The 24,972-nt window shown below is 38.5% G+C and carries 23 protein-coding genes; 10 read left to right on the top strand and 13 right to left on the bottom strand.

The features are described from left to right. Positions 1-12: 12 nt before the first annotated feature. Positions 13-711 (bottom strand): succinate dehydrogenase cytochrome b subunit, encoded by a 699-nt coding sequence (locus ACVWYG_RS15950; protein WP_457271473.1) that lies wholly within the window; start codon positions 709-711, stop codon positions 13-15. Positions 712-959: 248 nt separating this feature from the next. Here ACVWYG_RS15950 and ACVWYG_RS15945 point away from each other — a divergent pair, with 248 nt between their 5' ends. After that, positions 960-2,081 (top strand): TlpA family protein disulfide reductase, encoded by a 1,122-nt coding sequence (locus ACVWYG_RS15945; protein WP_457271471.1) that lies wholly within the window; start codon positions 960-962, stop codon positions 2,079-2,081. Positions 2,082-2,185: 104 nt separating this feature from the next. Here the strand turns inward: ACVWYG_RS15945 and ACVWYG_RS15940 are convergent, their stop codons facing one another. Both ACVWYG_RS15940 and ACVWYG_RS15935 read right to left on the bottom strand, forming a co-directional pair. Then, positions 2,186-2,377 carry a cold-shock protein gene (locus ACVWYG_RS15940; RefSeq protein WP_354357014.1) on the bottom strand — a complete coding sequence of 64 codons (192 nt, stop codon included), beginning with the start codon at positions 2,375-2,377 and terminating at the stop codon, positions 2,186-2,188. Positions 2,378-2,464: 87 nt separating this feature from the next. Further along, entirely contained in the window at positions 2,465-2,890 is a 426-nt protein-coding gene (locus ACVWYG_RS15935; RefSeq protein WP_457271469.1) for a hypothetical protein, read from the bottom strand. An 18-nt stretch (positions 2,891-2,908) separates the two neighbouring features. On the opposite strand from ACVWYG_RS15935, the gene ACVWYG_RS15930 reads away from it, so the two are divergent. Continuing rightward, the gene (locus ACVWYG_RS15930; RefSeq protein ID WP_457271467.1) at positions 2,909-3,256 is read left to right on the top strand and encodes a phage holin family protein; all 348 of its coding nucleotides are present in this window, start codon (positions 2,909-2,911) and stop codon (positions 3,254-3,256) included. Between the two features lie 226 nt (positions 3,257-3,482). Here ACVWYG_RS15930 and ACVWYG_RS15925 read toward each other — a convergent pair whose 3' ends face one another. From ACVWYG_RS15925 to panC, 4 genes are all read right to left on the bottom strand, one after another. Continuing rightward, positions 3,483-4,622, bottom strand: coding sequence for an acyl-CoA dehydrogenase family protein (locus ACVWYG_RS15925; protein ID WP_457271465.1), 1,140 nt, complete (start codon positions 4,620-4,622; stop codon positions 3,483-3,485). A 98-nt stretch (positions 4,623-4,720) separates the two neighbouring features. Beyond that, positions 4,721-5,698: a lysylphosphatidylglycerol synthase transmembrane domain-containing protein gene (locus ACVWYG_RS15920; protein WP_457271463.1), complete on the bottom strand. Its 978-nt coding sequence runs from the start codon at positions 5,696-5,698 to the stop codon at positions 4,721-4,723. A 4-nt stretch (positions 5,699-5,702) separates the two neighbouring features. Further along, positions 5,703-6,053, bottom strand: a complete 351-nt coding sequence (gene panD, locus ACVWYG_RS15915; protein WP_457271461.1) for an aspartate 1-decarboxylase — start codon at positions 6,051-6,053, stop codon at positions 5,703-5,705. A gap of 102 nt (positions 6,054-6,155) precedes the next feature. After that, positions 6,156-7,037: a pantoate--beta-alanine ligase gene (panC, locus tag ACVWYG_RS15910; protein WP_457271459.1), complete on the bottom strand. Its 882-nt coding sequence runs from the start codon at positions 7,035-7,037 to the stop codon at positions 6,156-6,158. Positions 7,038-7,152: 115 nt separating this feature from the next. Between panC and ACVWYG_RS15905 the strand changes: the two genes are divergently transcribed. The 3 genes from ACVWYG_RS15905 to glmS are packed head-to-tail and all read left to right on the top strand — an operon-like array spanning position 7,153 to position 11,290. Next, complete coding sequence (locus tag ACVWYG_RS15905) at positions 7,153-7,977, top strand: glycogen/starch synthase (RefSeq protein ID WP_457271489.1); 825 nt, start codon at positions 7,153-7,155, stop codon at positions 7,975-7,977. 20 nt (positions 7,978-7,997) lie between these two features. Next, positions 7,998-9,392: a DUF4270 family protein gene (locus ACVWYG_RS15900; RefSeq protein ID WP_457271457.1), complete on the top strand. Its 1,395-nt coding sequence runs from the start codon at positions 7,998-8,000 to the stop codon at positions 9,390-9,392. A gap of 59 nt (positions 9,393-9,451) precedes the next feature. Further along, positions 9,452-11,290 (top strand): glutamine--fructose-6-phosphate transaminase (isomerizing), encoded by a 1,839-nt coding sequence (glmS, locus tag ACVWYG_RS15895; protein ID WP_457271456.1) that lies wholly within the window; start codon positions 9,452-9,454, stop codon positions 11,288-11,290. Positions 11,291-11,311: 21 nt separating this feature from the next. Here the strand turns inward: glmS and ACVWYG_RS15890 are convergent, their stop codons facing one another. After that, positions 11,312-11,755, bottom strand: coding sequence for a single-stranded DNA-binding protein (locus ACVWYG_RS15890; protein WP_457271454.1), 444 nt, complete (start codon positions 11,753-11,755; stop codon positions 11,312-11,314). A gap of 43 nt (positions 11,756-11,798) precedes the next feature. Next, positions 11,799-12,851 (bottom strand): A/G-specific adenine glycosylase, encoded by a 1,053-nt coding sequence (gene mutY / locus ACVWYG_RS15885; RefSeq protein WP_457271452.1) that lies wholly within the window; start codon positions 12,849-12,851, stop codon positions 11,799-11,801. Between the two features lie 171 nt (positions 12,852-13,022). Between mutY and ACVWYG_RS15880 the strand changes: the two genes are divergently transcribed. The 5 genes from ACVWYG_RS15880 to ACVWYG_RS15860 all read left to right on the top strand — a co-directional run bounded on the left by ACVWYG_RS15880 (position 13,023) and on the right by ACVWYG_RS15860 (position 19,252). Continuing rightward, positions 13,023-13,325, top strand: a complete 303-nt coding sequence (locus ACVWYG_RS15880; RefSeq protein ID WP_457271450.1) for an HU family DNA-binding protein — start codon at positions 13,023-13,025, stop codon at positions 13,323-13,325. A 10-nt stretch (positions 13,326-13,335) separates the two neighbouring features. Next, positions 13,336-14,211 (top strand): tetratricopeptide repeat protein, encoded by an 876-nt coding sequence (locus tag ACVWYG_RS15875; RefSeq protein ID WP_457271448.1) that lies wholly within the window; start codon positions 13,336-13,338, stop codon positions 14,209-14,211. A gap of 272 nt (positions 14,212-14,483) precedes the next feature. Then, positions 14,484-16,034, top strand: a complete 1,551-nt coding sequence (locus ACVWYG_RS15870; RefSeq protein WP_457271446.1) for an Rne/Rng family ribonuclease — start codon at positions 14,484-14,486, stop codon at positions 16,032-16,034. Between the two features lie 159 nt (positions 16,035-16,193). After that, positions 16,194-17,570: a DNA repair protein RadA gene (radA, locus tag ACVWYG_RS15865; RefSeq protein ID WP_457271444.1), complete on the top strand. Its 1,377-nt coding sequence runs from the start codon at positions 16,194-16,196 to the stop codon at positions 17,568-17,570. 110 nt (positions 17,571-17,680) lie between these two features. Next, positions 17,681-19,252: a glycoside hydrolase family 43 protein gene (locus tag ACVWYG_RS15860; protein WP_457271442.1), complete on the top strand. Its 1,572-nt coding sequence runs from the start codon at positions 17,681-17,683 to the stop codon at positions 19,250-19,252. Positions 19,253-19,393: 141 nt separating this feature from the next. Here the strand turns inward: ACVWYG_RS15860 and ACVWYG_RS15855 are convergent, their stop codons facing one another. The 4 genes from ACVWYG_RS15855 to ACVWYG_RS15840 form a co-directional block, all read right to left on the bottom strand. Continuing rightward, on the bottom strand, positions 19,394-19,642 hold the full coding sequence (locus tag ACVWYG_RS15855; RefSeq protein WP_457271440.1) for a DUF4834 domain-containing protein: 249 nt from the start codon (positions 19,640-19,642) through the stop codon (positions 19,394-19,396). Positions 19,643-19,800: 158 nt separating this feature from the next. Next, positions 19,801-19,998, bottom strand: a complete 198-nt coding sequence (locus ACVWYG_RS15850; protein WP_457271438.1) for a YwbE family protein — start codon at positions 19,996-19,998, stop codon at positions 19,801-19,803. 156 nt (positions 19,999-20,154) lie between these two features. Then, on the bottom strand, positions 20,155-22,194 hold the full coding sequence (gene uvrB / locus ACVWYG_RS15845) for an excinuclease ABC subunit UvrB (protein WP_457271436.1): 2,040 nt from the start codon (positions 22,192-22,194) through the stop codon (positions 20,155-20,157). Positions 22,195-22,597: 403 nt separating this feature from the next. After that, positions 22,598-24,970 (bottom strand): M1 family metallopeptidase, encoded by a 2,373-nt coding sequence (locus ACVWYG_RS15840; protein WP_457271434.1) that lies wholly within the window; start codon positions 24,968-24,970, stop codon positions 22,598-22,600. Positions 24,971-24,972: the final 2 nt, after the last annotated feature.

Raw genomic sequence — 24,972 nt, 5'->3', positions numbered from 1 at the left:
CTTGTACCTTAATTATTTAATTAAACCCGCATAAATTGCTATCGGCATTGCCGCAAATAGAATGCATATAACAACAGCATACCAAACACCTGCACCTTTTATAATTCCATTGTATTTGGCATGATTCCATCCCAATGTTTGGAAAGCCGAAGAGAAACCGTGCAATAAATGATAACAAAGCGAAATCATTGCTAACACGTACAAAATAACAATAGATAGATTTTGAAATACCGCATGCATTATAAAATACAAGTTTTCGTGGCCGTTCGCATCAAGCCCAGTTACACCATCGTACTTGTCTATTCCGGTAAAACGAGAAACCACCCAAAAATTTGAGAGATGCACAATTAAAAAAATAAGCAATAATGTTCCCAATAACCCCATGGAACGGCTATACCACTTACTATTGGCGTTTCCATTGGTTACCGCATACCGAATTGGACGCGCTTTGCGGTTTTGTATCCACAAACGTAAACCTTGAACAATGTGTGTAATCAATCCTAAGAATAGTACAACCTCTCCTGCCCTAATAATCCAATTGCTTGCCATAAAATGAGCGCCTTCGTTAAAGGTTAAGCCACCATCGTTAAAGAAAATCATGGAGTTGATGAAACAATGTACTATTAAAAAGAGTATCAGGAAAATTCCTGTAATACCCATTATATATTTTTTCCCTATCGAGGACGAGAAAGCATTTCCGAAACCACTCATTTGATTAGTATTTGTATCTAACGTTATGCAAAAGTATTTATTTATGGCCTTAATTTATAAAGCATATTGGAAAAACCGGCACAAAGAATCTATTTAGAAACATTCTAAAAACTTTTTTGGCATTTCAATTTCAATTCCCAGTTGAGCAAAGAGCTTTTTTCGGCCAAGAAAATCAAAAGGCGCCAAGCCGTCTTTGAAAAACCTATCTTGAAAACCTATATTGCAGCTAATCAAAACACAACCAAACGATGAAAAAATATTTTATTCTACTTGGCAGTCTTGCACTGATGTTAACCGCTTGCGACCCAAAACCGGCAACATTCTCTGTAATCTCGGCTAACTTTGGTCCAAATGCGGTTTTGTCTATTAATGACTTAGCCTCAGCAACAGCGCTAAGTGTGATCAACATTGAAAATAAAGCACAAATTTTTAAAGCAAATCAGCCCACCAACACCTTTGAAGAACTTAAAGTACAAGACGGCGGAAATGAAAACAGTTACTGGATTTTTTTACAAAAGGGCGAAACTAAAATACAACTTGACGGAAAGAGTTTATATTTCTACCCGGTAAAAGATGCCTCGTCGCCAGAAGGGAAAAAATTGATAGAGTATTATACCATGAAAGATGGACGAAGTAAAGCTATTCTCGAAAAGTTTGAGCTATCAAAAACTGCACTCAGTAACGCTACCCGAGAAAATGTTGCAGAACTTGCTAAAAATTTAGACCATTGGCAAGGCGAGAGATCCTCATTGGATTTAGACATCGTTAAGGACTTTTCGAAAAAAAATCCAGGTTCTGAGGTTTCAGCCTTTCTATTAACAAATTCACCAGACATTGGAGAACACCCACAAACGTTTAAAACTATTTACAATGGGCTAAGTGATGCGGTAAGGAAAAGCGAAATTGGAAAAGTACTGGAAAGCCAAATCGCCACTGCAATGCTAATGAGCAAAGGAAGCATGATGCCAAATATTGAAGGGAGCCAGCCAACAGGCGAAGCTTTTAACAAAGCTAAGGTGCTAAAAAAAATAAATCTCATCATCTCATGGACTTCTTACAGTGGAAAAAGCGCTAGTAATAATAGAGAATTGGTTGATCTTTATAAAGAATTTAAGGATAGAGACGTAGAGTTTATCAGTGTTTCTTACGATAAGGATAAAGATGCGTGGCTAAAAGGAATAAAAGCACAAAACCTTACATGGCCGCAATATTCTGACCTAAAAGGCGCTAAATCTCCGAATGCAAGAAACCTAAGCAACTACAGCATTACCTATTTTGCAATAGTAGATAGAAATGGAAAGGTGCTTACAGACCATGACCTCTCTATGGATTTTGTGGGCGACGAATTGAACAATGCCTTAAAACGATAGGTGCTTTGGCGATAATGAAAAACACAATAGCGCTTTAAAAAACCTTATCAAAAGAAAAAGCCCCAGTTTTAGCTGGGGCTTTATACGATTTATGTGTTACTTAATTAAGCCACTTTTACATTTACCGCGTTTAAGCCTTTTCTGCCTTCTTCTACATCGTAGCTTACAGAATCATTCTCGCGAATGTTGTCAATTAGGCCTGAAGCATGAACAAAAATTTCGGCGTCGCCGTTTGATGGAGTGATAAATCCGAAACCTTTTGTTTCATTGAAAAATTTTACTGTTCCTTGTTGCATTGTATTTTTTGTTATATTAATTTTGACAAAGATACGGTTAAATATCTATTAATCAATTTTTTATTTATAGATATTTAAAATACGTATTTATCTCGTAAGTATGCTACGCTGAGGATGTACCGTCGTTTGTCCTTTCCCCTTAAGCATTTGGCCAACGCTACCAAACTGCGCACCAATAAAACTTTCGACCATATACTTGTTGCCTGCCACAAATTTCTCCATCGGTACAAAAGTCAGAGAATCACAAACCACTTTAATAGTTCCTAACATAAGCGGATTATCGGTAATAGAACCCGATGGCGAAACTTTCATAACTTTTATATATTTGTTCAGACCACTATCTGCCTCGAGTAAGTTTTTAAGTTGCAGCAGGCTAACCTTATCTATATTTTTAACGACAACAGCTGTACTATCGGTCGAAAACTTAATGATGGTAGGATTGTTACCATTGGAGCAACTGAAAAAGCAAATAAAAAAAACCAAAAAATTACATTTATTTATGCCTGCTCTCATGCATCTAAACTAATCATTATGAAGTTAATTATCGAAATTTTACTTACGGGTCTTGCTTTCTATCTCGGCGCGAAACTTATTCCAGGCGTTCAGATTGCCGGCTACGGCAGCGCAATTATTGCCGCTGTTTTAATTGCGCTTGCAAATGCAACCATCGGTTTTATTTTAAGAGTGCTTACCTTTCCTATCAACTTTTTAACGTTGGGTTTGGTTTCTTTCATCATTACCGTGTTAATGATTCTGCTCGTTGACAGCTTAATGACCACTTTTAACACGAGTGGTTTCTTTGCCGCAGCATTTTTAGCAATTATTGTGGCCGTAATAAAAGCAATTTTTGGCGCAGTGGTGGGAGAGGAAAGAAAATAAAAATGGAAAACGAATAGTGTGTGCTGTGAATTTAAATACGCAAAATTAAGATGGTTTTAGTTAAGCAATTCTAATTTAATGGTTCTTTCACACGCCATCAGCTGTCTTCCTCGGGCAAAAAAGACAAAAGAGATGTCGCTTCTGTCGTTAGCGCCGTCATGGATGTTAAAGAGATTGAAAACCGAGCAAGTGTGAAATCGGCACAATTAGGATATAATGACATTGTCTACCTAATTATCCCTCTACTAATCACCATTTTTTGTATCTCGGATGTCCCCTCATAAATCTGAGTAATTTTTGCATCGCGCATTAATCTTTCTACATGGTATTCTTTTACAAAACCATAGCCTCCGTGCACTTGAACGGCTTCTATTGTTACGTCCATGGCAACTTTAGAGGCGTAAAGTTTCGCCATAGAACCAGCTTGCGTATATGGCAAACCCTGGTCTTTTAACCAAGCTGCTTTATACACTAACATTCTCGCTGCTTCAATTTGCGTGGCCATGTCTGCAAGTTTAAAAGCAATCGCTTGATGCTCAGCAATAGCCTTTCCAAAAGTTTTTCGTTCTTTGGCATATTTTAACGCTAGCTCAAAAGCACCTTGAGCAATTCCCAAAGCTTGTGCGGCAATTCCAATTCTACCTCCTTCTAACGTTGCCATGGCAAAAGTAAATCCGAAGCCGTCCTCACCTATTCTATTTTCTTTCGGAACTTTTACATTGTTAAACATTAAAGAATGGGTGTCTGAACCTCTTATCCCCAATTTATTCTCCTTCGGACCAATTGTAAAGCCATCTGCTCCTTTTTCTACAATTAAAGCATTTATCCCTTTGTGCCTTAATTCAGGGTGCGTTTGCGCAATAACCAAATAAGTAGACGCAGTGCTTCCATTTGTTATCCAGTTTTTTGTTCCATTTAACAAATAGAAATCTCCCTTATCTTCTGCGGTAGTGTGCTGAGAAGTCGCATCAGAGCCGGCTTCGGGCTCTGATAAACAAAACGCTCCAATTTTCTCTCCAGCTGCTAACGGTTTTAAAAATCGCTCTTTTTGTGCTTCTGTGCCGTATTTTTCCAAGCCAGAACATACTAGAGAATTATTTACAGAAACCACGACTGAGGCAGAAGCATCTATTTTAGAAAGCTCTTCCATAACAAGCACATAAGAGATGGCGTCGAGTCCACTTCCATTATATTTTGGATCGACCATCATTCCTAAAAAACCTAGTTCGCCAAGTTTTTTAATTTGGGCTGTAGGAAATTTTTGATGTTCATCTCTCTCTATCACGCCTGGCAAAAGCTCTTGCTGTGCAAAATCTCGCGCTGCCTGTTGTACCATTAGCTGTTCTTCGGTCAATTCGAAATGCATAACAATTTTAATTTTGGTTGTATCCAAATGTAGCATTTATACCGAAAATGATTCTATTTGCTTACTGTTTTTAAGGAAAAATTACATGAGCGAGCAAACTATTTGGCTTTATTCTTAAATAGAATAGCAAAACCTATAGGACCACAGAACATGACGGGTACTAATTGCACTGCATAAAGAACAGTTGCATAGGCTAAGCCGTCGGTAATGGATATCCCGTACAGCATCAAACACTTCGCTATCATCCAATGGAATACCCCGATTCCTCCCTGAACCGGCACAGCCATGGCCAATCCAGAAAAAACCATTGTTGTGAAGGCAGAGTTAAGTCCTAGGTTGGAAGTACATTTTAAAGCAAAGAATGCAGCGAAAACTGCCAGTAGATAAAGCATCCAAATGCCAACGCTGTAACTTAAAAACAAGGACTTAGACTTTAATTTTTGGTAGGAAGAAAGCCCTTGCCTTAATGCGCTATACCAACGTAATAATCGACGTTTAAAGCGTTCTTTTATAAAATAGAAAAAAAGTAACAGAAGCAATATAGCAAATAAGATCATCCCAACTCCCCACCAAATATGATTTATGGAGAACGCTTGCACCAACCTTTGAAACAGGTTTGCTCTCAAAAACTCTTCGACCACATGGAATTGAAAAATGAGCATTCCCACGGTTGCGAGGAAAAGCACCAATACATCAAATAGCCGTTCCGTTATCACAGTTCCGATACAAGCAAACAAAGGGATGTTGGCCTGTCTTTCTAACGCTTTGCACCGCATCAGCTCTCCAAATCTCGGAAGTGCCAAATTCGAGAGATACCCGATGTACACTGCAGACAGTGAATTTAAAAAACCTACTTTATAGTCGAGAGAAGTAAAGAGCATTTGCCATCGCAGCGCTCTGATAATATTGGCGGCAATGGTAATTAATGCAGCTGTTACTACCCAAAATAAATTGGCACCTTTTATCTCTTCCCAAATGTTTTCTATATCCTGTCCTCTAAATGCAAAGTACAAAATGACTATTCCTATTAAAAATAGAAGTGTAATTTTTAACGCCGATTTTAAGGCAGTGCTCACTACATTAGATTAAGAGATGATTGTTATCGTCGGGAAATACTAAAACTGGCTGATAATTTTTTGCTTCTTCGATGGGCATGGAACAGTAAGAGATAACAATTAGGATGTCGCCAACCTGAACAAGCCTGGCCGCAGCCCCGTTTAAACAAATTGTGCCGCTACCACGCTCCCCTTTTATTACGTAAGTTTCTAACCGCGCGCCATTATTGTTATTTACAATTTGCACTTTTTCATTTGCAATAATGTTGGCGGCATCCATTAAATCTTCGTCAATGGTGATGCTCCCAACATAATTAAGTTCTGCTTGAGTAACCTTTACTCTATGTATTTTAGACTTTAATATCGAGATGGTCATGGCGCAAAGTTACTATTTAAAAGTAAACCTTCGAAAAGAAACACTTCTATTATTTAAGCACTGACATCCATTAACACTATTGTATTTTATTTGGTTGTCTACCTATTTCTCATTTAAAATGGCGTTGTCTATCAAACGCGTTGCGCCAACTTTGGCAGCAACCAGAGCGACCAAGTTACCTTCATTTTTCGATTTTGCCGGCATTAAAGTAGTTGTGTTTGAAATGATAAAATAGTCTAGCGCGACCCCATGTTTATCTTCAAAAAAATCTCTAGCCAGTTCTGTGAGTACTTCAATGCTATACTCGTTAAAATTTGTTGATACGAAGCGCAAAGCTGCACTTAGCACCAATGCGTGCTCCCGATCTATGGCGGAAAGATGCATGTTTCGGCTACTCATTGCCAACCCATCCACCTCCCTTATAATTGGGCATGTAACGATTTCAATAGGCATGGCGAATATTTTCACCATGTTTTTTATCATCAAAATTTGTTGAAAATCTTTCTGCCCAAAAAGCGCTATATCCGGCATTACACAATCAAAAAGTTTTTTAACAATCTGTGTCACCCCTTGAAAATGGCCCTTTCTAAATTGTCCTTCCAACACAAATTCAGCTGGTCCTAGATCTATGTGCCATGCTTCTGGTTTAGGATACATCTCTTGAACGGTTGGCATAAAAACAACGTCACAACCACTTGCACTTAACATTTCCAAATCATGCGTTAAAGGCCGAGGATATTTTTCTAAATCCTTTGCATCTGTAAATTGAGTCGGATTTACAAAAATACTGCAAATGACAACTTGTGCGTAATTTTTTGCTTGGTCAATTAGCGAAATATGGCCTGCATGTAATGCTCCCATTGTTGGTACAAGGGCAATCTTTTTTCCACTATTTTTTTGTTGCGTTACAAAATTTTTGAGCGCAGCTTTTGTATGAATTACTTCCAATTTTAGGATTTCAGTTTTTGCGCTAAAGGTGTGCATTTATCTAAAGTAAACCAAACAAATGATTGTCTTATTGATAAATAACATTATTTTAGTTACCTTTGCATTACAATATCTTTTTAATTTAATTAAAATTTTTCTGATTTATATGGAGATGGCAAAAACCAAGCTGCTGATCGTGACCCACGAAATGTCGCCGTTCCTTGAACTTACAAAAATTGCTGAAATCACCCGTCAATTGCCTCAGGCAATGCAAGAAAAGGGCTTCGAAATTCGCATTTTGATGCCGAAGTTCGGCAACATCAACGAGCGAAGAAACAGGCTCCACGAAGTGATTCGGTTGTCGGGGATGAACATTGTAATAGATGACACCGATAATCCACTTATTATTAAAGTGGCATCTATTCCGGCAGCTAGAATGCAAGTTTACTTTTTAGACAATGAGGAATATTTCCACCGCAAGCACGTGTTTAATGACGCCAAAGGCAAGTTTTTTGAAGACAACGACGAACGTAGTATATTTTTCTGCATTGGTGCATTAGAAACTGTAAAAAAATTAGGTTGGGCTCCTGATATTGTGCATTGTCACGGCTGGATGAGTGCTTTGATACCTACTTACATCAAGACAAATTACAAGAACGATCCTACCTTTAAAAATTCAAAAGTAGTGTATTCTGTTTATGATAAAAGCTTTGACGGTAAACTAAACGCAACTTTCGCAAAAAAGGCTTTGATGGCAAACATGGTAGCTAAAGATACCAAAGCTTTCGAAAATGGTGATTCTGAAAGTTTACAAATAGGTGCCATCACGCATGCTGATGCGGTTGTTTTAGCCTCAGAAAATGTAGACGATGCGGTGTTAAAATTTGTTAAAGATTCTAACAAACCAATTTTAGCTTATAACTTGACCGACGATTTTGAAAACTTCTACAATTTTTATGAAGAAATTTCAAACGATGAATTGGTTTCTGTTGCTTAAAAGGCATTATTAATTTGAATATGAATTTTATAAAACAAGACTTATTAACCCTGTTGATAAGTCTTTTTCTTTTTGCGGGCTGTAAAAACAACAACAGCATTGGTCTAGATATAGATGCAAATAATGCAATTAAGGGTGATTTGGTCAATAACGAAGTAGTAATGTCCAATACCGTAAGAAGTACCGATGTAAGTACTGCTGGGATTAGTAGGTATCCAATCGGGTACATGGACGATGCTGTTTTCGGAAAAACAGAGGCGAGTTTAGCGCTTACCATTAATCCTCCGAGCGTTAACTATGATTTTGGTTTATCTGCACAACTAGATTCTGTGATATTGGTTTTAAAGCTGGACAGCATAGCCCCAAATTTTCAATCTTTGGAACCAACAAAATTTTACGGTGACACGATAAATTCTGTTTACAGTATAGATGTGCATCAACTTAGCACTCCGGTTACGAGTTTCGCAAGTAACACAAATCATCCTTACAATAGTGATTTATTAGGAAATTTTACAGGGAAAATTAAGCCGTCTACTCCTGTTAAAATTACTGATATTGTGGTTGGCAAAGCGGATACACTTAAATCTGTAGCTCCGCAGTTGCGCATAAAACTTAGTAAGGAATTTTTTCAGGGCAATATTGTTGAGACTTCTACTTTAATCACTACTTCTAATGCTGCGTTTGTAACCGCTTTTAAAGGTTTGTCCGTTTCTATCAACAAGACCACTTCTTCAGGCCTCGGTGGAATTTCCTTTGTAAATCTAAGTAATGCAAATTCATATTTGCAGCTTGTGTATAAAAAAACGAACGATAACGCCTCAATAGATACTGTGTCTGTGAACTATCCAATTATTGGTGCCGCGAGTAGCACTACTGTTTCACACAACTACACCGGTACAGACATTCAGACGCAATTGGACAATCCAACTACACAATATGATGTGACTTATGCACAAGGACTTATAGGTGTAAAAACAAAAATATCGTTTCCTTCATTAAAAAACTTCACAGCAACATATGGAAAAGCTGCGATCAATAAGGCAGAACTGGTAGTTCCTGCAGTGGCTGGTTCAACCGCATACCCATTTGGCCCCCTAGTGCGCCTGTCTTTGTACAGAGCTGACATCGCAGGCCAACCGACACAATTACCAGATCACCCTTCAGCAACTGCTGATGGTACTTTTGGAGGATATTACGATTCGTTAAATAATCGCTATATTTTTGTAATTACAAGTTATGTGCAATCTTTGATTGATGGAAAATTAATTGATTATGGCGCTTATTTAGCTCCATCTGCACCAAATGAGTTTCAATTAGCTCCTACTGCCACAGCAGCCGGAAGGACCGTAATAGGCGCAAATGGCAACACAACCAATAAATTGAAATTAAACATTTATTATACAAAGATTAACTAACGTTATTTACCGTTTAGTTAATTTAATTACCTTATCTAAATTACACTCAAAAAAAGATTATGTGCGGAATTGTAGGTTACATTGGCGACCGTGAAGCGTGGCCGATTGTTTTAAAAGGTCTAAAAAGGCTAGAGTATCGTGGTTATGACAGTGCCGGCATTGCCGTGTTAAACGATCAAGGTCTAAGAGTTTACAAAAAAGCGGGCAAAGTTTCTGTCTTAGAGAATTTTGCTAAAGACCTCAATACTTCCGGCACCATCGGAATGGGCCATACTAGATGGGCAACACATGGTGCGCCATCAGATAGAAATTCGCATCCACATCCATCCAATGATGGAGACCTTTGCATTATCCACAACGGAATTATAGAAAACTATGCAACACTGAAAAAAGAACTTATTGGCCGTGGTCACGAGTTTATGAGCGACACAGATACTGAAGTGTTGATTCATTTGGTGGAGGAAATAAAAAAGATAGAGAAAACGGATTTGCTCGAAGCAGTTCGGCTTGCTTTAAATCAAGTGGTTGGTGCTTATGCCATCGTCATCATGGATAAAAATAATCCGAACCAACTTATTACTGCACGCAAAGGAAGTCCATTGGTGATTGGTGTTGGTAAAGGCGAATATTTTATTGCCTCTGATGCAACTCCGATTATAGAATATACAAAAAATGTTATCTATCTCAACGACAATGAAATTGCTTTGGTTACCAAAGAAGAATTATTGGTAAAAAGATTGGATAATGTAATTCAAACCCCATTAATACAACAGCTGGAAATGCAACTTGAAACCTTGGAAAAAGGCGGATTTGACCATTTTATGCTTAAGGAGATTTACGAGCAACCACGGTCGATTAGAGATTGTATGCGTGGCCGAATCTACCCGCAACAGGGAAAAGTTTTACTTGGTGGATTGAAGGAATATGAAAGCAAGTTAAAAAATATTGATAGAATTATCATTATTGCTTGTGGCACTTCTTGGCATGCTGGATTGGTAGGAGAATACCTTATTGAAGAATATGCAAGAATTCCGGTTGAGGTAGAATACGCTTCAGAATTTAGATACCGCAATCCAATTATTACAGAAAAAGACATTGTGATCGCGATTTCTCAATCAGGAGAAACGGCAGATACCATGGCAGCCATAGAAATGGCAAAAGAGCGAGGCGCAACTATTTTTGGGGTGTGTAATGTGGCCGGCGCTTCTATTCCAAGATTATCAGACGCAGGCGTTTATACACACGCCGGCCCTGAAATAGGCGTTGCTTCGACAAAAGCATTTACAGCTCAAGTAACAGTACTTACCCTGATGGCTTTTTACATGGCTCAACAGCGTGGTACTCTAAGCACAACAAAGTTAACTGAACTATTGACAGAATTGGATACCATTCCAGAAAAGATAGAAAAATGTTTAGCGTCTAATGATATTGTGAAGAAGGTTGCTGAAAAAATAAAGGATTCTACCAACTGCCTATTTTTGGGGCGTGGAAGTGGTTTCCCAGTTGCATTGGAAGGTGCTTTAAAATTAAAAGAAATTTCTTATATCCATGCAGAAGGTTACCCAGCAGCAGAAATGAAACATGGTCCAATAGCCTTGATCGATGAAGAAATGCCAGTAGTGTTTATTGCTACCCAAAACTCATCTTATGAAAAGGTAATTAGTAATATTCAAGAAGTAAAAGCGAGGAAAGGAAAGATCATCGCCATTGTAACAGAAGGTGATGAAGTGGTAAGAGATCTGGCCGATTACTGCATAGAAATTCCCGATGCAAACGAAGCTTTTTTACCGTTATTGGCCACCATTCCTTTACAGCTATTGAGCTACCATATTGCGGTAATGCGTGGATGCAACGTAGACCAGCCAAGAAATTTGGCTAAATCGGTAACGGTAGAATAAGACATATTAGAAGGGAATGACCTAAAATGGAAGATCGTCTTCTTTATAGGCATTCCCTTTGGTAAACTGATCATTTATTGGTTCCGGATCACTATTTATTTCGGTATGCAAAATCTGCTCGTTGGATTCAAAGTCTGTTTTCCTACCCAACATTGTAAAATTATCCGCCACTACTTCTGTAATGTATTTCTTTACTTTTTCCCTATCTTCGAAATGACGCGTACGGAGTTTTCCTTCTATGTATACAAGTTTTCCCTTATGCAAATGTTTAGAGGCGATATCAGCTAACCCACGCCACATCACAATATTATGCCATTCTGTTTGCTCTATACGCTTGTTGTCTTTATTATAAGTTTCTGATGTGGCTAATGGAAAAGTGGCCACACTAACGCCGCTGTCTAAATGCCTCACCTCTGGGTCTTTGCCTAAATGACCAACCAAAATAACTTTGTTTATACCAGACATACACTTCGCTTAACTTTAATCCAAATTACAAAAAATCGCTCAATTATCTAGCATTTAAAAATTTCTCAATAAAAATATTGATTAATTTTGGCTGAGGTAGATTTGCAAATTCCTCTAAGGAGACCCATTTACAGTTTGGCAAATTTGCCGGATTGATTGAAAAATTTTCTGCCAAAAAAAATTGCGCAGTAATTAATTGATGTGTTAAAATATGTTTCAAGTTAGTTTCAAACCTTAGCGTAGTATTTCTCCCTAATAGAGCCAGTGATGCTTCTAGCAGCTCAGGCTGTTCGGCCATACTGGGTTGCTCTGACTCAATGCAGGGAAAATCAAACAGATGTTGCCAAATGTCACCTGCTTGCCGATGCCGGATTAGAATCTGATTATCCATTAGGCAAACCAAATAGTTTAAGTAACGACTTTTCTTGGGCGCTTTTGGAAGCTTTATCGGCAACTTACCTACTAAATCATTCTTTAATGCAACACAATCCAAACGCAGGGGACATATTCCGCAGGAGGGATTTTTCGCCTTGCACTGCAATGCTCCAAATTCCATAATGGCCTGGTTGTATAAACCAGGATCTGGCGTAAATAACAATTCTGCAGCTAATAGATTAAATTCTTTCACTCCAAGCGGAGCATTAATCGGCGAATGTACGCCGAAAAATCGCGCCAAAACTCTAAAAACATTTCCATCTAATACCGCATGCGCCGCCCCTACAGAAAAAGAAGAAATGGCTGCAGCAGAGTAAGGCCCTATACCTTTCAATTTAAGCAACTCTTGATAATCAGTTGGGAATCCTCCCTCATACTTACTAAGAACTTGCTGCGCTGTTGCATGCATATGTCTTGCCCTAGAATAGTACCCCAATCCTTGCCAAAGTTTTAATATTGTAGATTCATCTGCCCTCGCAAAATCACCAACCGTAGGAAAAGCATCTACAAACTTTACAAAGTATGGCATTCCCTGATCAACGCGGGTTTGCTGAAGAATAATCTCCGAAAGCCAGATGATATACGGATCGGTTGTATGGCGCCAGGGCAGATCTCTTTTATTAACTTTATACCACGATAGCAGTGTGTGCTGAAAATCCATCGGCACAAACATACTGCCTTTTCATCAATTTTTAAGATTGTTACAATGTTCTGATGCAAAGCATGTGAAAAAAAACATCTTTTATTTCCCGATCTCGTTAAAAAGCGATACTTTTGCAACCCCAAAACAGTGATAAAAAGGTACATAAAAAAACACATAAATATTTAAAGTATGACTAAGGCAGATATTATTTCAGAGATATCAACGAAAACTGGAATAGAAAAGGTTGATGTGCAAGAGACGGTGGAAGCGTTTTTTAAAGTGATAAAAAACAGCATGATCGGCGGCGAAAATGTATACGTAAGAGGTTTTGGAAGTTTTGTGGTAAAGAAAAGAGCACAAAAAACTGCTAGAAATATTTCGAAAAACACTGCTATCATTATACCGGAGCACTTTGTGCCCAGCTTTAAGCCTGCAAAAGTTTTTGTAGACAAAGTGAAAAGCAATACCAAAAAACTTAACATAGAAGCCTAATATAAATAGCGTGAACGGAAGCATAACATTAAAACAAGTTATTATTGTAGGAGCAACCTTATTGCTTCTTGCTTTTTTGTTCACGAGAGATATTAAGGGTCTTGTTAAACCTGCCGAACATAGTGGTAATGCAGGTGCTGCAACCGGACAGATGGCAGGAAGCTCAGCTGAAGCAAGTGGGCTTACGCTGATAAATGCATCAGAAGCCGGTAAAAGTGCAATTAGTAAAACATTGGGCAGTGACATCATCGTTTTAGAAAAGAAATACCAATCGGCTACGGGAAATGATAAAGTAGATCTAGCAAAAAAACTTGCGCAGAAATGGGATGACGTTGAGCAGATTACTCCTTCAGCCATGTATTTGGAAGTTGTGGCTGAGAATGAATCTACTGCACAAAACTGGGTGAAAACAGGAGATGCATTTATGAAAGCCTATGGTCGCACGCAAGACAGTCTGGCACAGCCTGCATTGCTGCAGAAAGCCAATCTATCTTTCAAAAATGCCCTGGCAAAAGATTCAACTAATTTAGATGCAAAAACAGGCTTAGGATCAACCATTGTAAATGGTTTAGGAATGCCTATGCAAGGAATTGCAATGTTATTAGATGTTGTTAGCAAACAACCTAATAACATAAACGCAAATATGAACTTGGGATTATTCTCCATTAAATCTGGGCAGTTTGACAAGGCGATACCACGTTTTAAAACCGTTATTGCCGCTGCTCCTACGCCAGAAGCTTATTTTTATTTGGCTACTGCGTACGAGAATCTAAATCAAAACAAGGAAGCAATTGCTGCTTACCTTGAAAGTAAAAAATTAGCGGCTGACCCATCTTTAGCAACTTTTATAGATAAGAAGGTTGCCGAGTTAAAAAACAAGAGTTAATTAAACATTTTATAAAAACATTTAAAACTTAAATTATGCCAAGCGGAAAGAAAAGAAAGAGACATAAAATGGCCACCCACAAACGTAAAAAACGTTTAAGAAAAAATAGACATAAGAAAAAATAGTTTTCTTATTTAACGATATAGCCCTTTAAACCTCTCGGCTTCCGCCTTGGGGTTTATTTCTGTTTGCAATAATCTGCATGTACTTTCGGCTACGTCAATTTTTATTGTCCATTTTCTAATAGGCACATGCCTAAAAACCTATAGCTGTTGGTAAAGGAATTAATTATAAATTCGACTCCTGCCGGAGTAACCATAGCCTTAATTGAAGATAAGCAGCTTGTTGAGCTGCATAAAGAACAGATTAATAACAACTACGCCGTAGGCGACATTTATTTAGGTCGGATAAAGAAAATTATGCCGGGCTTAAATGCCGCTTTTGTTGATGTTGGTTATGAAAAAGATGCATTTTTGCATTATTTTGATCTTGGTCCACAAGTAAAATCTTTAATTAAGCTTGCAAAAATAAAGCGTAATGGTTCGCCATCCGGCAATTTATTAGATGATTTAAAACTTGAGCCAGACATTAATAAGGCCGGAAAAATCTCTGATATATTAAGCAAGAACATGCTTTTGCCTGTTCAAATAGCAAAAGAACCGATTTCGACAAAGGGTCCAAGATTAAGTTCAGATCTATCCATTGCGGGCAGATATGTAGTATTGGTTCCATTTGCAAATACCATCTCGGTATCTAAAAAAATTAAAAGCAATACCGAGCGAAATCGCTTAAAGAAAATCATAGAAAGCATCAAACCAGAGAAATTTGGGGTGATCATCAGAACTGTTTCAGAAGGTAGGGGCGTTGCAGAATTACAAAAGGATCTTTTGGATTTGGTGGCGAAATGGGAAGATTTTGTTCAAAAAATTGATAAAACAGAGCCCGCAAAGAGAGTTTGGGGAGAAATGGATAGGTCTTCTACTTTAATTAGAGATATCTTAAATCCAGAATTCACAAATGTTTACTTAAGCTCTCCCGCACTGTATGACGACATTAAAACTTACATACAAAACATCTCTCCAGAAATGGAGAAAATCGTAAAGCTTTATAAACAGAAAGAACCCATTTTCGATCATTTCGGTATCGAAAAACAGATAAAGAACAGTTTCGGAAAAACTGTTAACTTACCTGGTGGCGCATATTTGGTGGTAGAACATACTGAAGCGTTACACGTAGTGGATGTAAATAGCGGCAACCGTACGGCTAGTAAAGAAAATCAAGAAGAAAATGCGCTTCAAGTAAATAAAGAAGCTGCGAAAGAAATTGCAAGACAGTTGCGCTTGCGCGATATGGGCGGCATTGTTGTTATCGATTTCATCGACATGCACAAGCCAGCAAATCGCAAAATGCTTTTTGATTATTTGCGAGAGTTGATGCTTTTGGATCGGGCGAAACATACCATTTTACCCCCAAGTAAATTTGGATTAGTGCAAATAACCCGTCAAAGGGTTAGGCCAGAAATGAATATTGTTACGGTAGAAAAATGTCCTACTTGCGATGGCACAGGCGAGATAAAAGCCAGTATTATTTTAATGGATGACATAGAGAATAACCTGAACTATATCCTTAATGAGCAGAACGAAAAGGGCATAACCCTTCGCGTACATCCATATATAGAAGCGTATATTAAGAAAGGCCTTATTAATTTACAGATGAGATGGTTTATGAAATACAATCAATGGATTAAAGTGAAATCAAAATCTTCTTACCATCTAACAGAATTCCATTTTATTTCTGCGAAAGACGAAGAGATAAAGTTGTAGTTAGGTGCGAAATTTGAGACATTAAATATGAGACATAACTCATATTTAATGTCAAAATTTAATTTAACGAACCAAAACTAAATACCATGCAACCTATCTCGTATGTAGGGTAAAATGGCAACTGTAAACCATTAACTTTCAATCTTCAACCCCCTTCCATTGGCTAAATCAAAAGTTGCATATTTCTGTCAGAGTTGTGGATTTGAATCTGCAAAATGGTTGGGAAAATGCCCATCTTGTAACCAGTGGAACACTTTTGTTGAAGAAGTGATTGAAAAAAATACCGCTGCCATTCCGACTTGGAAAAGCGACGTTAGCACCCGGGTAATAAACAAACCCAGTAAGGTTAGCGAAATTGAACATTCTGCAGAAAAACGGGCATCTACTGGCGATAAAGAACTAGATAGAGTACTTGGTGGCGGCTTAGTAGAGGGATCCATTGTGCTTATCGGCGGCGAGCCCGGCATAGGAAAATCTACTTTAATGCTACAATTTGCGCTGAATTTAAAGGGGAAAAAAATCCTATATATTTCTGGAGAAGAAAGCCAACAGCAAATTAAAATGCGTGCGGAACGAATAAATGATTCTGCCAACAGCGATTGCTACATTTTAACGGAAACCTCCACGCAAAATATTTTTAAACAAATTGAAATACTTGACCCAGAAGTTCTGGTAATAGATTCCATTCAAACGCTCCACTCCTCCCACATCGATTCTACGCCAGGCAGCGTCTCTCAAGTGAGAGAATGTACAGCAGAATTACTTCGGTTTGCCAAAGAAACCGGTACACCGGTATTTCTGATTGGCCACATTACCAAAGACGGGGCCATTGCTGGTCCAAAGATTCTAGAGCACATGGTAGATACCGTATTGCAATTCGAAGGAGACCGGCACCATGTCTATCGAATCCTCCGATCGATAAAAAACAGGTTTGGCGCCTCCGCAGAATTAGGCATTTACGAAATGTATGGAGGTGGTTTGAGAGAAGTTTCTAACCCCTCAGAAATTTTACTTTCGCAAAGGGACGAAGAATTGAGCGGTATAGCGGTTTCTGCTATGTTAGAAGGCGCAAGGCCAATGCTTATTGAAACCCAAGCGTTAGTTAGTGCTGCTGCTTATGGAACGCCACAACGGTCTGCAACAGGCTTCGATACCAAGCGTATGAACATGCTGCTGGCTGTGCTCGAGAAACGATGCGGCTTTAAATTAAGCGCTCAAGATGTATTTCTAAATATCGCAGGTGGCATAAGAGTAGAAGATCCTGCGATTGATTTAGCGGTGCTAATAGCTATTATTTCTTCTCACCAAGACATTGCTGTATCCTCTAAGCATTGTTTTGCCGCAGAGGTAGGTCTTTCAGGAGAAATAAGGGCTGTGAATAGAATAGAACAGCGAATTGCAGAGGCAGATAGGTTAGGATTTGAAACGATTTATATTTCTAAATATAACCTTAAAGGCATTGTTAAAGAAAAGTTTAACTTAGAGATAAAAGCAGTAAGTAAAATTGAAGAGGTTTTTAGCTTAGTTTTTGGCTAAATCCACTGAGCAGTACTTAATTCTTTGGCTAATTTTCATTAGGCATGCGCCACAAGTTGTAACACTCTGCATTGTTAATCTGTTTAACAATTGCTTCATTTAAATAAATTATGCATACATCTAACATCATTAAAGCTCTAAAACTAATTTCGGTTGTTCTATTACTAATTTTTAACCTTTCACTTGACGGTTTTGGATTCGAAAGTAAAATTGGCCAATTTACCCAGCAAAAAGATTCAATTATACAACAACATCCAGCTATTGCGGGAGATTTTGCTGATCCAACGATTTTGCGTGTTGGCAAAACTTATTATGCAGCTGGTACATCTTCTGAGTGGGCGCCATACTATCCACTATATGTATCTAAAAATTTAACACATTGGGAACAAAAAGGATATCTTTTTAAAGAAATGCCAAAATGGGCTAAATCCTCCTTTTGGGCTCCAGAACTTTATTATCACAACAACAATTACCTAGTTTACTATGTTGCAAAACGTAAGAGCGATGGCGTTTCCTGTATTGGTGTCGGTGTGTCGCAAAATCCTATTAAAGGTTTTAAAGATAAAGGCGTGCTCTTAGCTTTTGGGAAAGAGGCGATAGATCCTTTTGTATTTAAAGACAATGGAAAATTATACCTCACTTGGAAAGCCTACGGACTTGACGATAGACCTATCGAACTGTTATGTGCAGAGCTATCTGACGATGGATTGAAGCTAGTTGGAAAACCATTTACCTTAATGCGGGATGATCAAAAAATTGGGCTGGAAGGTCAATCTATTGTGAAGCATAATAAATTTTACTATTTATTTTACTCTACCGGGAACTGTTGCGGCCGAGATTGTAGCTATGATATTCGAATTGCAAGAGCAACTTCTTTAAGAGGTAAGTTTGAAAAACTGGAAACACCTTTGCTTCAAGAATCTGAAAATTGGAAGTGTACCGGTCATGGAACGCTCGTAGAAACGCCCGACAATCGATCGTTTTTTATGTACCACGCCTATAACAAAAAAGACAATGTTTACACTGGCAGGCAAGGTATGCTTACCGAATTATTTTGGGACGATACGAATGGCTGGCCCTATTTTAAAATGAACACGTTGGCTCTTCCTCACGAAGGAAAAAATTTCACAGATGGTTTTGCGGGCAAAAAAACAAATGATAAATGGCAATGGGATCTCAAGTTTCCAAAGCCTCAATTGAGTCAAAAGCAATCCAAACTTTATCTGAGCGAGGTTTCCGAAATTGAAAATCCTATTGGAGCAGCCCTGACTATACGGCCAGAGAAAGGAAATTATACCATCAGCGCGACTGTAGAAAATACTAATGACGCTTTAAAGGGGCTTGTTATTTATGGTGACAGCGAAAATTCTATTGGTTTAGGGGTGAAAAAAGATAAGCTGGAAGTATGGGAAATAAAGGCTGGAGTTAGAAGTATTCTGTCCACACAAACCATCAAAAACCAAGCAATAAAACTCTCTATAAAAGTTGAAGACGGCTATCTATGCCAATTTTACTCCGCGCCGAAAACAGATAATCTGGAAGAAATTGTTTTAAAACAAAAAGAGACTGTTTTTAATGCAAGCTTTCTTCCTCCTTGGGATCGCAGCATTAGGCCAGGGATTATGCAAAAAGGAAAGACTGACCAGCCTGCTGTATTTGCTAGCTTTACAATCAATTATTAAATCGCTAATTAATACCCGTTTTTTCGCAAGTGTATTAAATAAAAAACACGTCGATAAAAAAGAAGATGAGATTGTAAGCCCTACAAAGTAGAAAAGGAATTCGTATTCTACCCAACTTTGTTTTATTACCCCTTAGAAACCTTAGTCTTTTACTTCCTCGTAATCTACAAAATCGCCTAATTTATCTGCATTCCCCTGTTTGTTTTTGGGCGGCATGTACTCTATAGAGATCGCGCCTTCAGGCTGCCTTTTCTTTTGTTGAGGTTCCTCCGGACGCTGATTCATTTTACTAGCCATATTGCCGAAAAGCATAGGCAGAATTAGCTTAACAAGTAACCTAATGAGCCAGAAAACTAAAATGGTTATAAAAATGAATCTTAGCAATTGCATTTGTTTTTAAGTGTTGTTACAAATATAGACGTTGAGATCGTCGTTCTGTTACCGTTGTAGATATTAATTGCAAACCGATTACAAAGCTATTTAACGCTAAATTACACAAAATTGTTTGACCTGTCAAGATTTGGTGTTTCATCCAAACTGACAATTATTTAATTAATTACAATTTCTTTAACTCGCCCAACTTGTCCGTCGGTCAGCCTAACTTTAATGCCGCGAGAATGAACAGCAGACGAAGTAAGCAAATCTTTTACAATGCCGTAAGTGAGGTCTCCGCTTCTCTGGTCTTTTTTTAAAATAATCCCAACTTCTAAGCCTGGATAAATGTCCTTTCGGTCTTGTCCTTCCATTGTGTCTAATCCTTGTTTTTATGAAGTTGCTGAATGACCTCTATTGCGATTGCAAGCGCTAACGATTGAAATGGCATCCTTTCGTTGGCGTTTTGCCAACGAAAGATAAAATGGAAAGCGTGTTAAAGCGCCCAAATTATCCTTTTATTTTTACTTTTAATTAAATTTCTCTGCAAACATTTTTTCCAAAGCAAACATTTCGTCACGCAGCTTAGCAGCTTGTAAAAAGTCCATGTCCTTGGCTGCCTTTTGCATATTTTTTCTTGTATTGTCGACTGCCCGTTGCATGTCTGCTTTGCCCATATATTGTACAATTGGATCTGCGGCTAAACTTATCTCTGCATTTTCTACGTAAGCCCTCGCTTTATTATCGCTGGCCTTCTGAGAAAAATCAAGTACCGAAGTTTGTTCCAAGATTGCCTCGCGAGATTTGCCTACTGTTACTGGTGTAATTCCATGGGCTAGATTATAGGCAATTTGGATATCCCTTCTTCTATTCGTTTCACTAATGGTTTTTTCCATGCTATCGGTGATCTTATCAGCATACATAATTACACGACCCTTTTCATTTCGTGCAGCACGGCCAATGGTTTGGATTAATGATTTTTCTGACCTTAAAAAACCTTCCTTATCCGCGTCTAGAATGGCTACTAAGGTAACCTCTGGTAAATCCAACCCTTCACGTAAGAGATTAATCCCAACCAATACATCAAATTCTCCAAGCCTCAAACCACGCAAAATCTCTACACGTTCTAACGTTTTAACCTCTGAGTGAATGTACCTAGTTTTGATGTTCAATCGGTCTAAATACTTCGTCAATTCCTCGGCCATCCGCTTGGTTAACGTGGTGACTAGAATCCTACCTCCATCTTTAATGGTCAAATCAATTTCGTCCAACAAGTCGTCTACTTGATTAATTGCCGGTCTAATTTCTATCACGGGATCTAATAAACCAGTTGGTCGTATAACCTGCTCTATTACTACGCCTTCAGATTTTTCAAGCTCGTAATCTGCGGGCGTGGCGCTTACATAAATGGTTTGCGGGGCAAGTGCTTCAAACTCGTTAAAGTTTAAGGGTCTATTATCTAGCGCAGCAGGTAAGCGAAAACCGTACTCTACCAACGATAGTTTTCTAGATCTGTCGCCTCCGTACATAGCTCTAATCTGCGGAACGGTAACATGACTTTCGTCGATAACCATCAAATAATCATCAGGAAAGTAATCTAACAAACAGAAAGGACGCATTCCCGGCGATCGTCCATCGAAAAAGCGGGAATAATTTTCGATACCCGAACAATAACCGAGCTCTTTCATCATTTCGATGTCGAAATTGGTGCGCTCTTCTAACCGTTTTGCTTCTAGCAAATGTCTATCGGCGATAAGTTGGTTTTTTCTTACTTCCAACTCTTCTTGGATACCCCAAATGGACTGTGTAAAGCGATCTTTCGGCGTAACAAATAAATTGGCAGGGTAAATGGCCATGTCTTCTAATTTCTCTATGGTTTTTCCCGAAACAGGGTCGATGGCAGAAAGCTCTTCAATGTCATCACCAAAAAAAGAAATGCGATAAGCATGATCCAAATACGCAGGGAAAATATCTACGGTATCTCCTTTTACTCTAAAGGTTCCACGTTTAAATTCATTGGTCGTTCTAGCATACAAAATCTCAACCAGACTATGCAAAAATGCATTCCTAGATATTCTGAGTCCAACGGCAAAACGAAATACCATTTTAGAAAAATCCTCGGGGTTTCCCATGCCATAAATGCACGATATGGAAGAAACCACGATAACATCTCTTCGACCGCTCATAAGCGAAGAGGTGGTACGCAAACGAAGTTTTTCTATCTCCTCATTAATGGCTAAATCTTTTTCTATATACGTATTGCTTGATGGAATAAATGCTTCTGGCTGGTAATAATCGTAATACGACACAAAATAATTGACGGCATTTTCTGGAAAAAACTGCTTAAACTCACCATATAATTGGGCGGCCAACGTTTTATTGTGGCTTAAAATTAAAGTTGGCTTTTGCGTTTGTTCGATGACATTGGCAATTGTAAAAGTTTTCCCAGAACCGGTAACGCCGAGTAAAGTTTGATAATTCTCGTTCGCGTTTACCCCATCAACCAATTGCTTAATGGCAGAAGGCTGATCTCCGGTAGGCTTGTATGCAGAGGTGATTTTGAATTTCATAGACTAAAAACAAATATACGATTTAAGCGAAAAAGAGTAAACAGTATAAAGTCAGGAAAGTTGGATTTCAAGTCGCCATTTTTCAAACTCAATTTATTTTGACGATAGTAAAAGTCAAAATGTATTGCAAACCTAACCAAGATTTAACTCTATTTTTTAGGGTTCTTTTGCTAAAGTTGACGTCAGTATCCGGAGTATCGCCATCCATACCTATGTTGGCTGCACCGTCCGTTAGCCAAAACAAAAAGTCTATTGTGCGGAGACTTAGTCTCGATTTATGACACCGCTTGCAATGCCGAAGTGGCGATTGTGTAGCGTAGCAGTCGCCACTTATGCTAAATATTCCATAAAAAAATAGCCGAATGTATCCATTCGCCTATTTCCTTATTTTTTTTAAGCTAACTTATTTTGTGCCTTTTTGCTGCATCGGGTTAGGTCCTGCAGATTGCCCTCTTATTGCTTTACTTTTAGCGGCCTTAAAAACGCTAAACTTACTTGGCACCACGCTGCCGCCCCAAGTGTTATTACTTGTGTCAATATCGGCCGTTTCGCGCAACGGATCGATTAGAATTGAGGCTACCTCTTTCTCCTTTACGTAAAATTTAGAGGTTTTTTGCTCATCGTGTCTCCATATTTGCGCAGGAATTTTGTCTATGTCTTTCGTTCCATCTTTATAGGTAAATTCTACAATGATTGGCATTACCAAACCACCTTTGTTGCTAAAATTTAACTCGTATAGATATTTTTCTCCAAATTTCTGCTGTTCGCTGTTGTCTACAACCTCTAATGAACTCGGATAGTCTATTTTCGTGGTCAAACTGGTATCAACTTTAACCATATTGCGATCGTACTTAAAGTAAAAATCTTGTGCTCCTTTATCTTTATCGACGTAAAATTGCTTTTTCGTATCCGCTCGATTTCTAATTTTAGAAATATCATCAAAAGCATTTACCAAAGGTTTGTCTAGTTTGACCATTTTGCTTCTGGCTGCAGGCAAATCTGTTGGGAAAGTAGTCTTCGCATATTTTACACTGTCCAGTGCAATGTCGCATGGATCGGTTCCGTAAAACCAACCTCTCCAAAACCAATCTAAATCTTCACCACTTGCATCTTCCATAGTTCTAAACAAATCCGCAGGTTCTGGATGCTTAAAAGCCCATCTTTTCGCATAGGTTTTAAAAGCAAAATCGAAAAGCTCGCGGCCCATAATGGTCTCGCGTAAAATATTTAACCCCGTTGCCGGCTTAGAATAGGCATTTGGTCCAAACCGCTCTATGTTTTCCGAATTGGTCATGATAGGTTCTAACTCATTTTTAGGCAGTTTCATGTAATCTACAATGGTGTAAGCAGGCCCCTTTTTACTAGGAAACTTATTGTCCCAAAGTTCTTCAGTTAAATATTCTACAAAAGAATTTAAACCTTCATCCATCCAAGTCCACTGGCGCTCATCGCTATTGACAATCATAGGGAAAAAATTATGGCCAACTTCATGGATAATTACACCCAACATGCCATTTTTAGTGCCTTCGCTATACGTTCCATCTGCATCGGTGCGGCCATAGTTAAAACAGATCATCGGGTATTCCATACCATTCGCTGCTTCTACACTTTGCGCGACAGGATATGGATAAGGAATGGTAAAATCTGAATAGGTTTTTATGGTGTGGGCCACTGCACGTGTTGAAAATTTGCTATACAAACCATATGCTTCTTTACCATAATAACTCATACACATTACATGGTTGTTATTGGCTTCTATGGTTTGATTCATTCCATCCCAAATAAACTTTCTGGAAGATGTCCAAGCAAAATCTCTAACATCTTTCGCTTCGAATACCCAAGTTTTTGTTGCTGTTGATTTTTTGGTTTCAGCAATTTTAGCTTCGGCTAAAGTTTGTATCTCTACAGGTGCTACAGCTGTTTTAGCCTCGTTATACCTTTTTAACTGCAGGGGAGAAAGAACAGCGCTATAATTTACACATCGACCGGTGCCACCAACAATATGATCTGCAGGAACGGTCATCTGTACTTTAAAATCGCCAAAGGTTAAAGCAAACTCTCCACGACCGGTGAACTGGTGATTTTGCCAACCTTGGAAATCGCTATAGACGCAAAGACGAGGATACCATTGGCTCATGGTAAAAAGATAATTCCCATCCTTAGGAAAAAACTCATACCCGCCTCTACCTCCAACAGTCATTCTATCGGTTATCTTATAAGTCCAATCGATGTTAAAAACCAACATTTCTTTTGATTTCAGTACTGTTGTCAAGTCAATACGCATCATTGTTTTGTTTACAGTATAACTAAGCTTTTTACCCGCAGCATCAGTAATTTTAAGAATATTTACCCCGTCTCCGTTGTTAGTTGTGTCAGCTAATTGCGCTAGGCCTTGCGTAGTACCAAGAATGCCCATTTTTGTGGCTGATTGATAACCAGCATTTTTCGTGGTGCTGTGTTCGTTCTCATCTAACTGGATCCAAATGTAGCTAAGCGGATCTGGCGAGTTATTGGTATACGTGATTGTTTCAGATCCTTTTAACATTAAATTTTTCTCATCGAGCTGACATTTAATGTCGTAATCGGCCCGCTGTTGCCAATACTTTACCCCTGGAGCTCCGCTAGCCGTGCGCTGCTCATTGGGCGTAGGCAAAATTGTTCCAAGTTGCTCGAATTTGTTGCCATGGTTACTTCCAGGATTGTTCTGAATGTTTTGTGCATGTAGCGCAAAACCTGCCAATAAAATAGACCCAGTTAAAGTAAAAATTTTCTTCATAA

This window comes from Pedobacter sp. UYEF25 (assembly GCF_054061655.1).
The sequence above is the reverse complement of the archived record's forward strand: the minus strand, read 5'-3'. Positions and strand labels throughout refer to the sequence as shown.

Bases quoted from the DNA above. Each gene is read 5' to 3' on its own strand.
- ACVWYG_RS15925 (WP_457271465.1), bottom strand. From the start codon at position 4,622: ATGCATTTCGAATTGACCGAAGAACAGCTAATGGTACAACAGGCAGCG.
- ACVWYG_RS15860 (WP_457271442.1), top strand. From the start codon at position 17,681: ATGCATACATCTAACATCATTAAAGCTCTAAAACTAATTTCGGTTGTT.
- ACVWYG_RS15905 (WP_457271489.1), top strand. From the start codon at position 7,153: ATGGCAAAAACCAAGCTGCTGATCGTGACCCACGAAATGTCGCCGTTC.
- uvrB (WP_457271436.1), bottom strand. From the start codon at position 22,194: ATGAAATTCAAAATCACCTCTGCATACAAGCCTACCGGAGATCAGCCT.
- ACVWYG_RS15855 (WP_457271440.1), bottom strand. From the start codon at position 19,642: ATGCAATTGCTAAGATTCATTTTTATAACCATTTTAGTTTTCTGGCTC.
- ACVWYG_RS15900 (WP_457271457.1), top strand. From the start codon at position 7,998: ATGAATTTTATAAAACAAGACTTATTAACCCTGTTGATAAGTCTTTTT.
- panD (WP_457271461.1), bottom strand. From the start codon at position 6,053: ATGACCATCTCGATATTAAAGTCTAAAATACATAGAGTAAAGGTTACT.
- ACVWYG_RS15930 (WP_457271467.1), top strand. From the start codon at position 2,909: ATGAAGTTAATTATCGAAATTTTACTTACGGGTCTTGCTTTCTATCTC.
- ACVWYG_RS15935 (WP_457271469.1), bottom strand. From the start codon at position 2,890: ATGAGAGCAGGCATAAATAAATGTAATTTTTTGGTTTTTTTTATTTGC.
- glmS (WP_457271456.1), top strand. From the start codon at position 9,452: ATGTGCGGAATTGTAGGTTACATTGGCGACCGTGAAGCGTGGCCGATT.
- ACVWYG_RS15940 (WP_354357014.1), bottom strand. From the start codon at position 2,377: ATGCAACAAGGAACAGTAAAATTTTTCAATGAAACAAAAGGTTTCGGA.
- panC (WP_457271459.1), bottom strand. From the start codon at position 7,037: ATGCACACCTTTAGCGCAAAAACTGAAATCCTAAAATTGGAAGTAATT.
- ACVWYG_RS15880 (WP_457271450.1), top strand. From the start codon at position 13,023: ATGACTAAGGCAGATATTATTTCAGAGATATCAACGAAAACTGGAATA.
- ACVWYG_RS15945 (WP_457271471.1), top strand. From the start codon at position 960: ATGAAAAAATATTTTATTCTACTTGGCAGTCTTGCACTGATGTTAACC.
- ACVWYG_RS15890 (WP_457271454.1), bottom strand. From the start codon at position 11,755: ATGTCTGGTATAAACAAAGTTATTTTGGTTGGTCATTTAGGCAAAGAC.
- ACVWYG_RS15840 (WP_457271434.1), bottom strand. From the start codon at position 24,970: ATGAAGAAAATTTTTACTTTAACTGGGTCTATTTTATTGGCAGGTTTT.
- ACVWYG_RS15950 (WP_457271473.1), bottom strand. From the start codon at position 711: ATGAGTGGTTTCGGAAATGCTTTCTCGTCCTCGATAGGGAAAAAATAT.
- ACVWYG_RS15850 (WP_457271438.1), bottom strand. From the start codon at position 19,998: ATGGAAGGACAAGACCGAAAGGACATTTATCCAGGCTTAGAAGTTGGG.
- mutY (WP_457271452.1), bottom strand. From the start codon at position 12,851: ATGGATTTTCAGCACACACTGCTATCGTGGTATAAAGTTAATAAAAGA.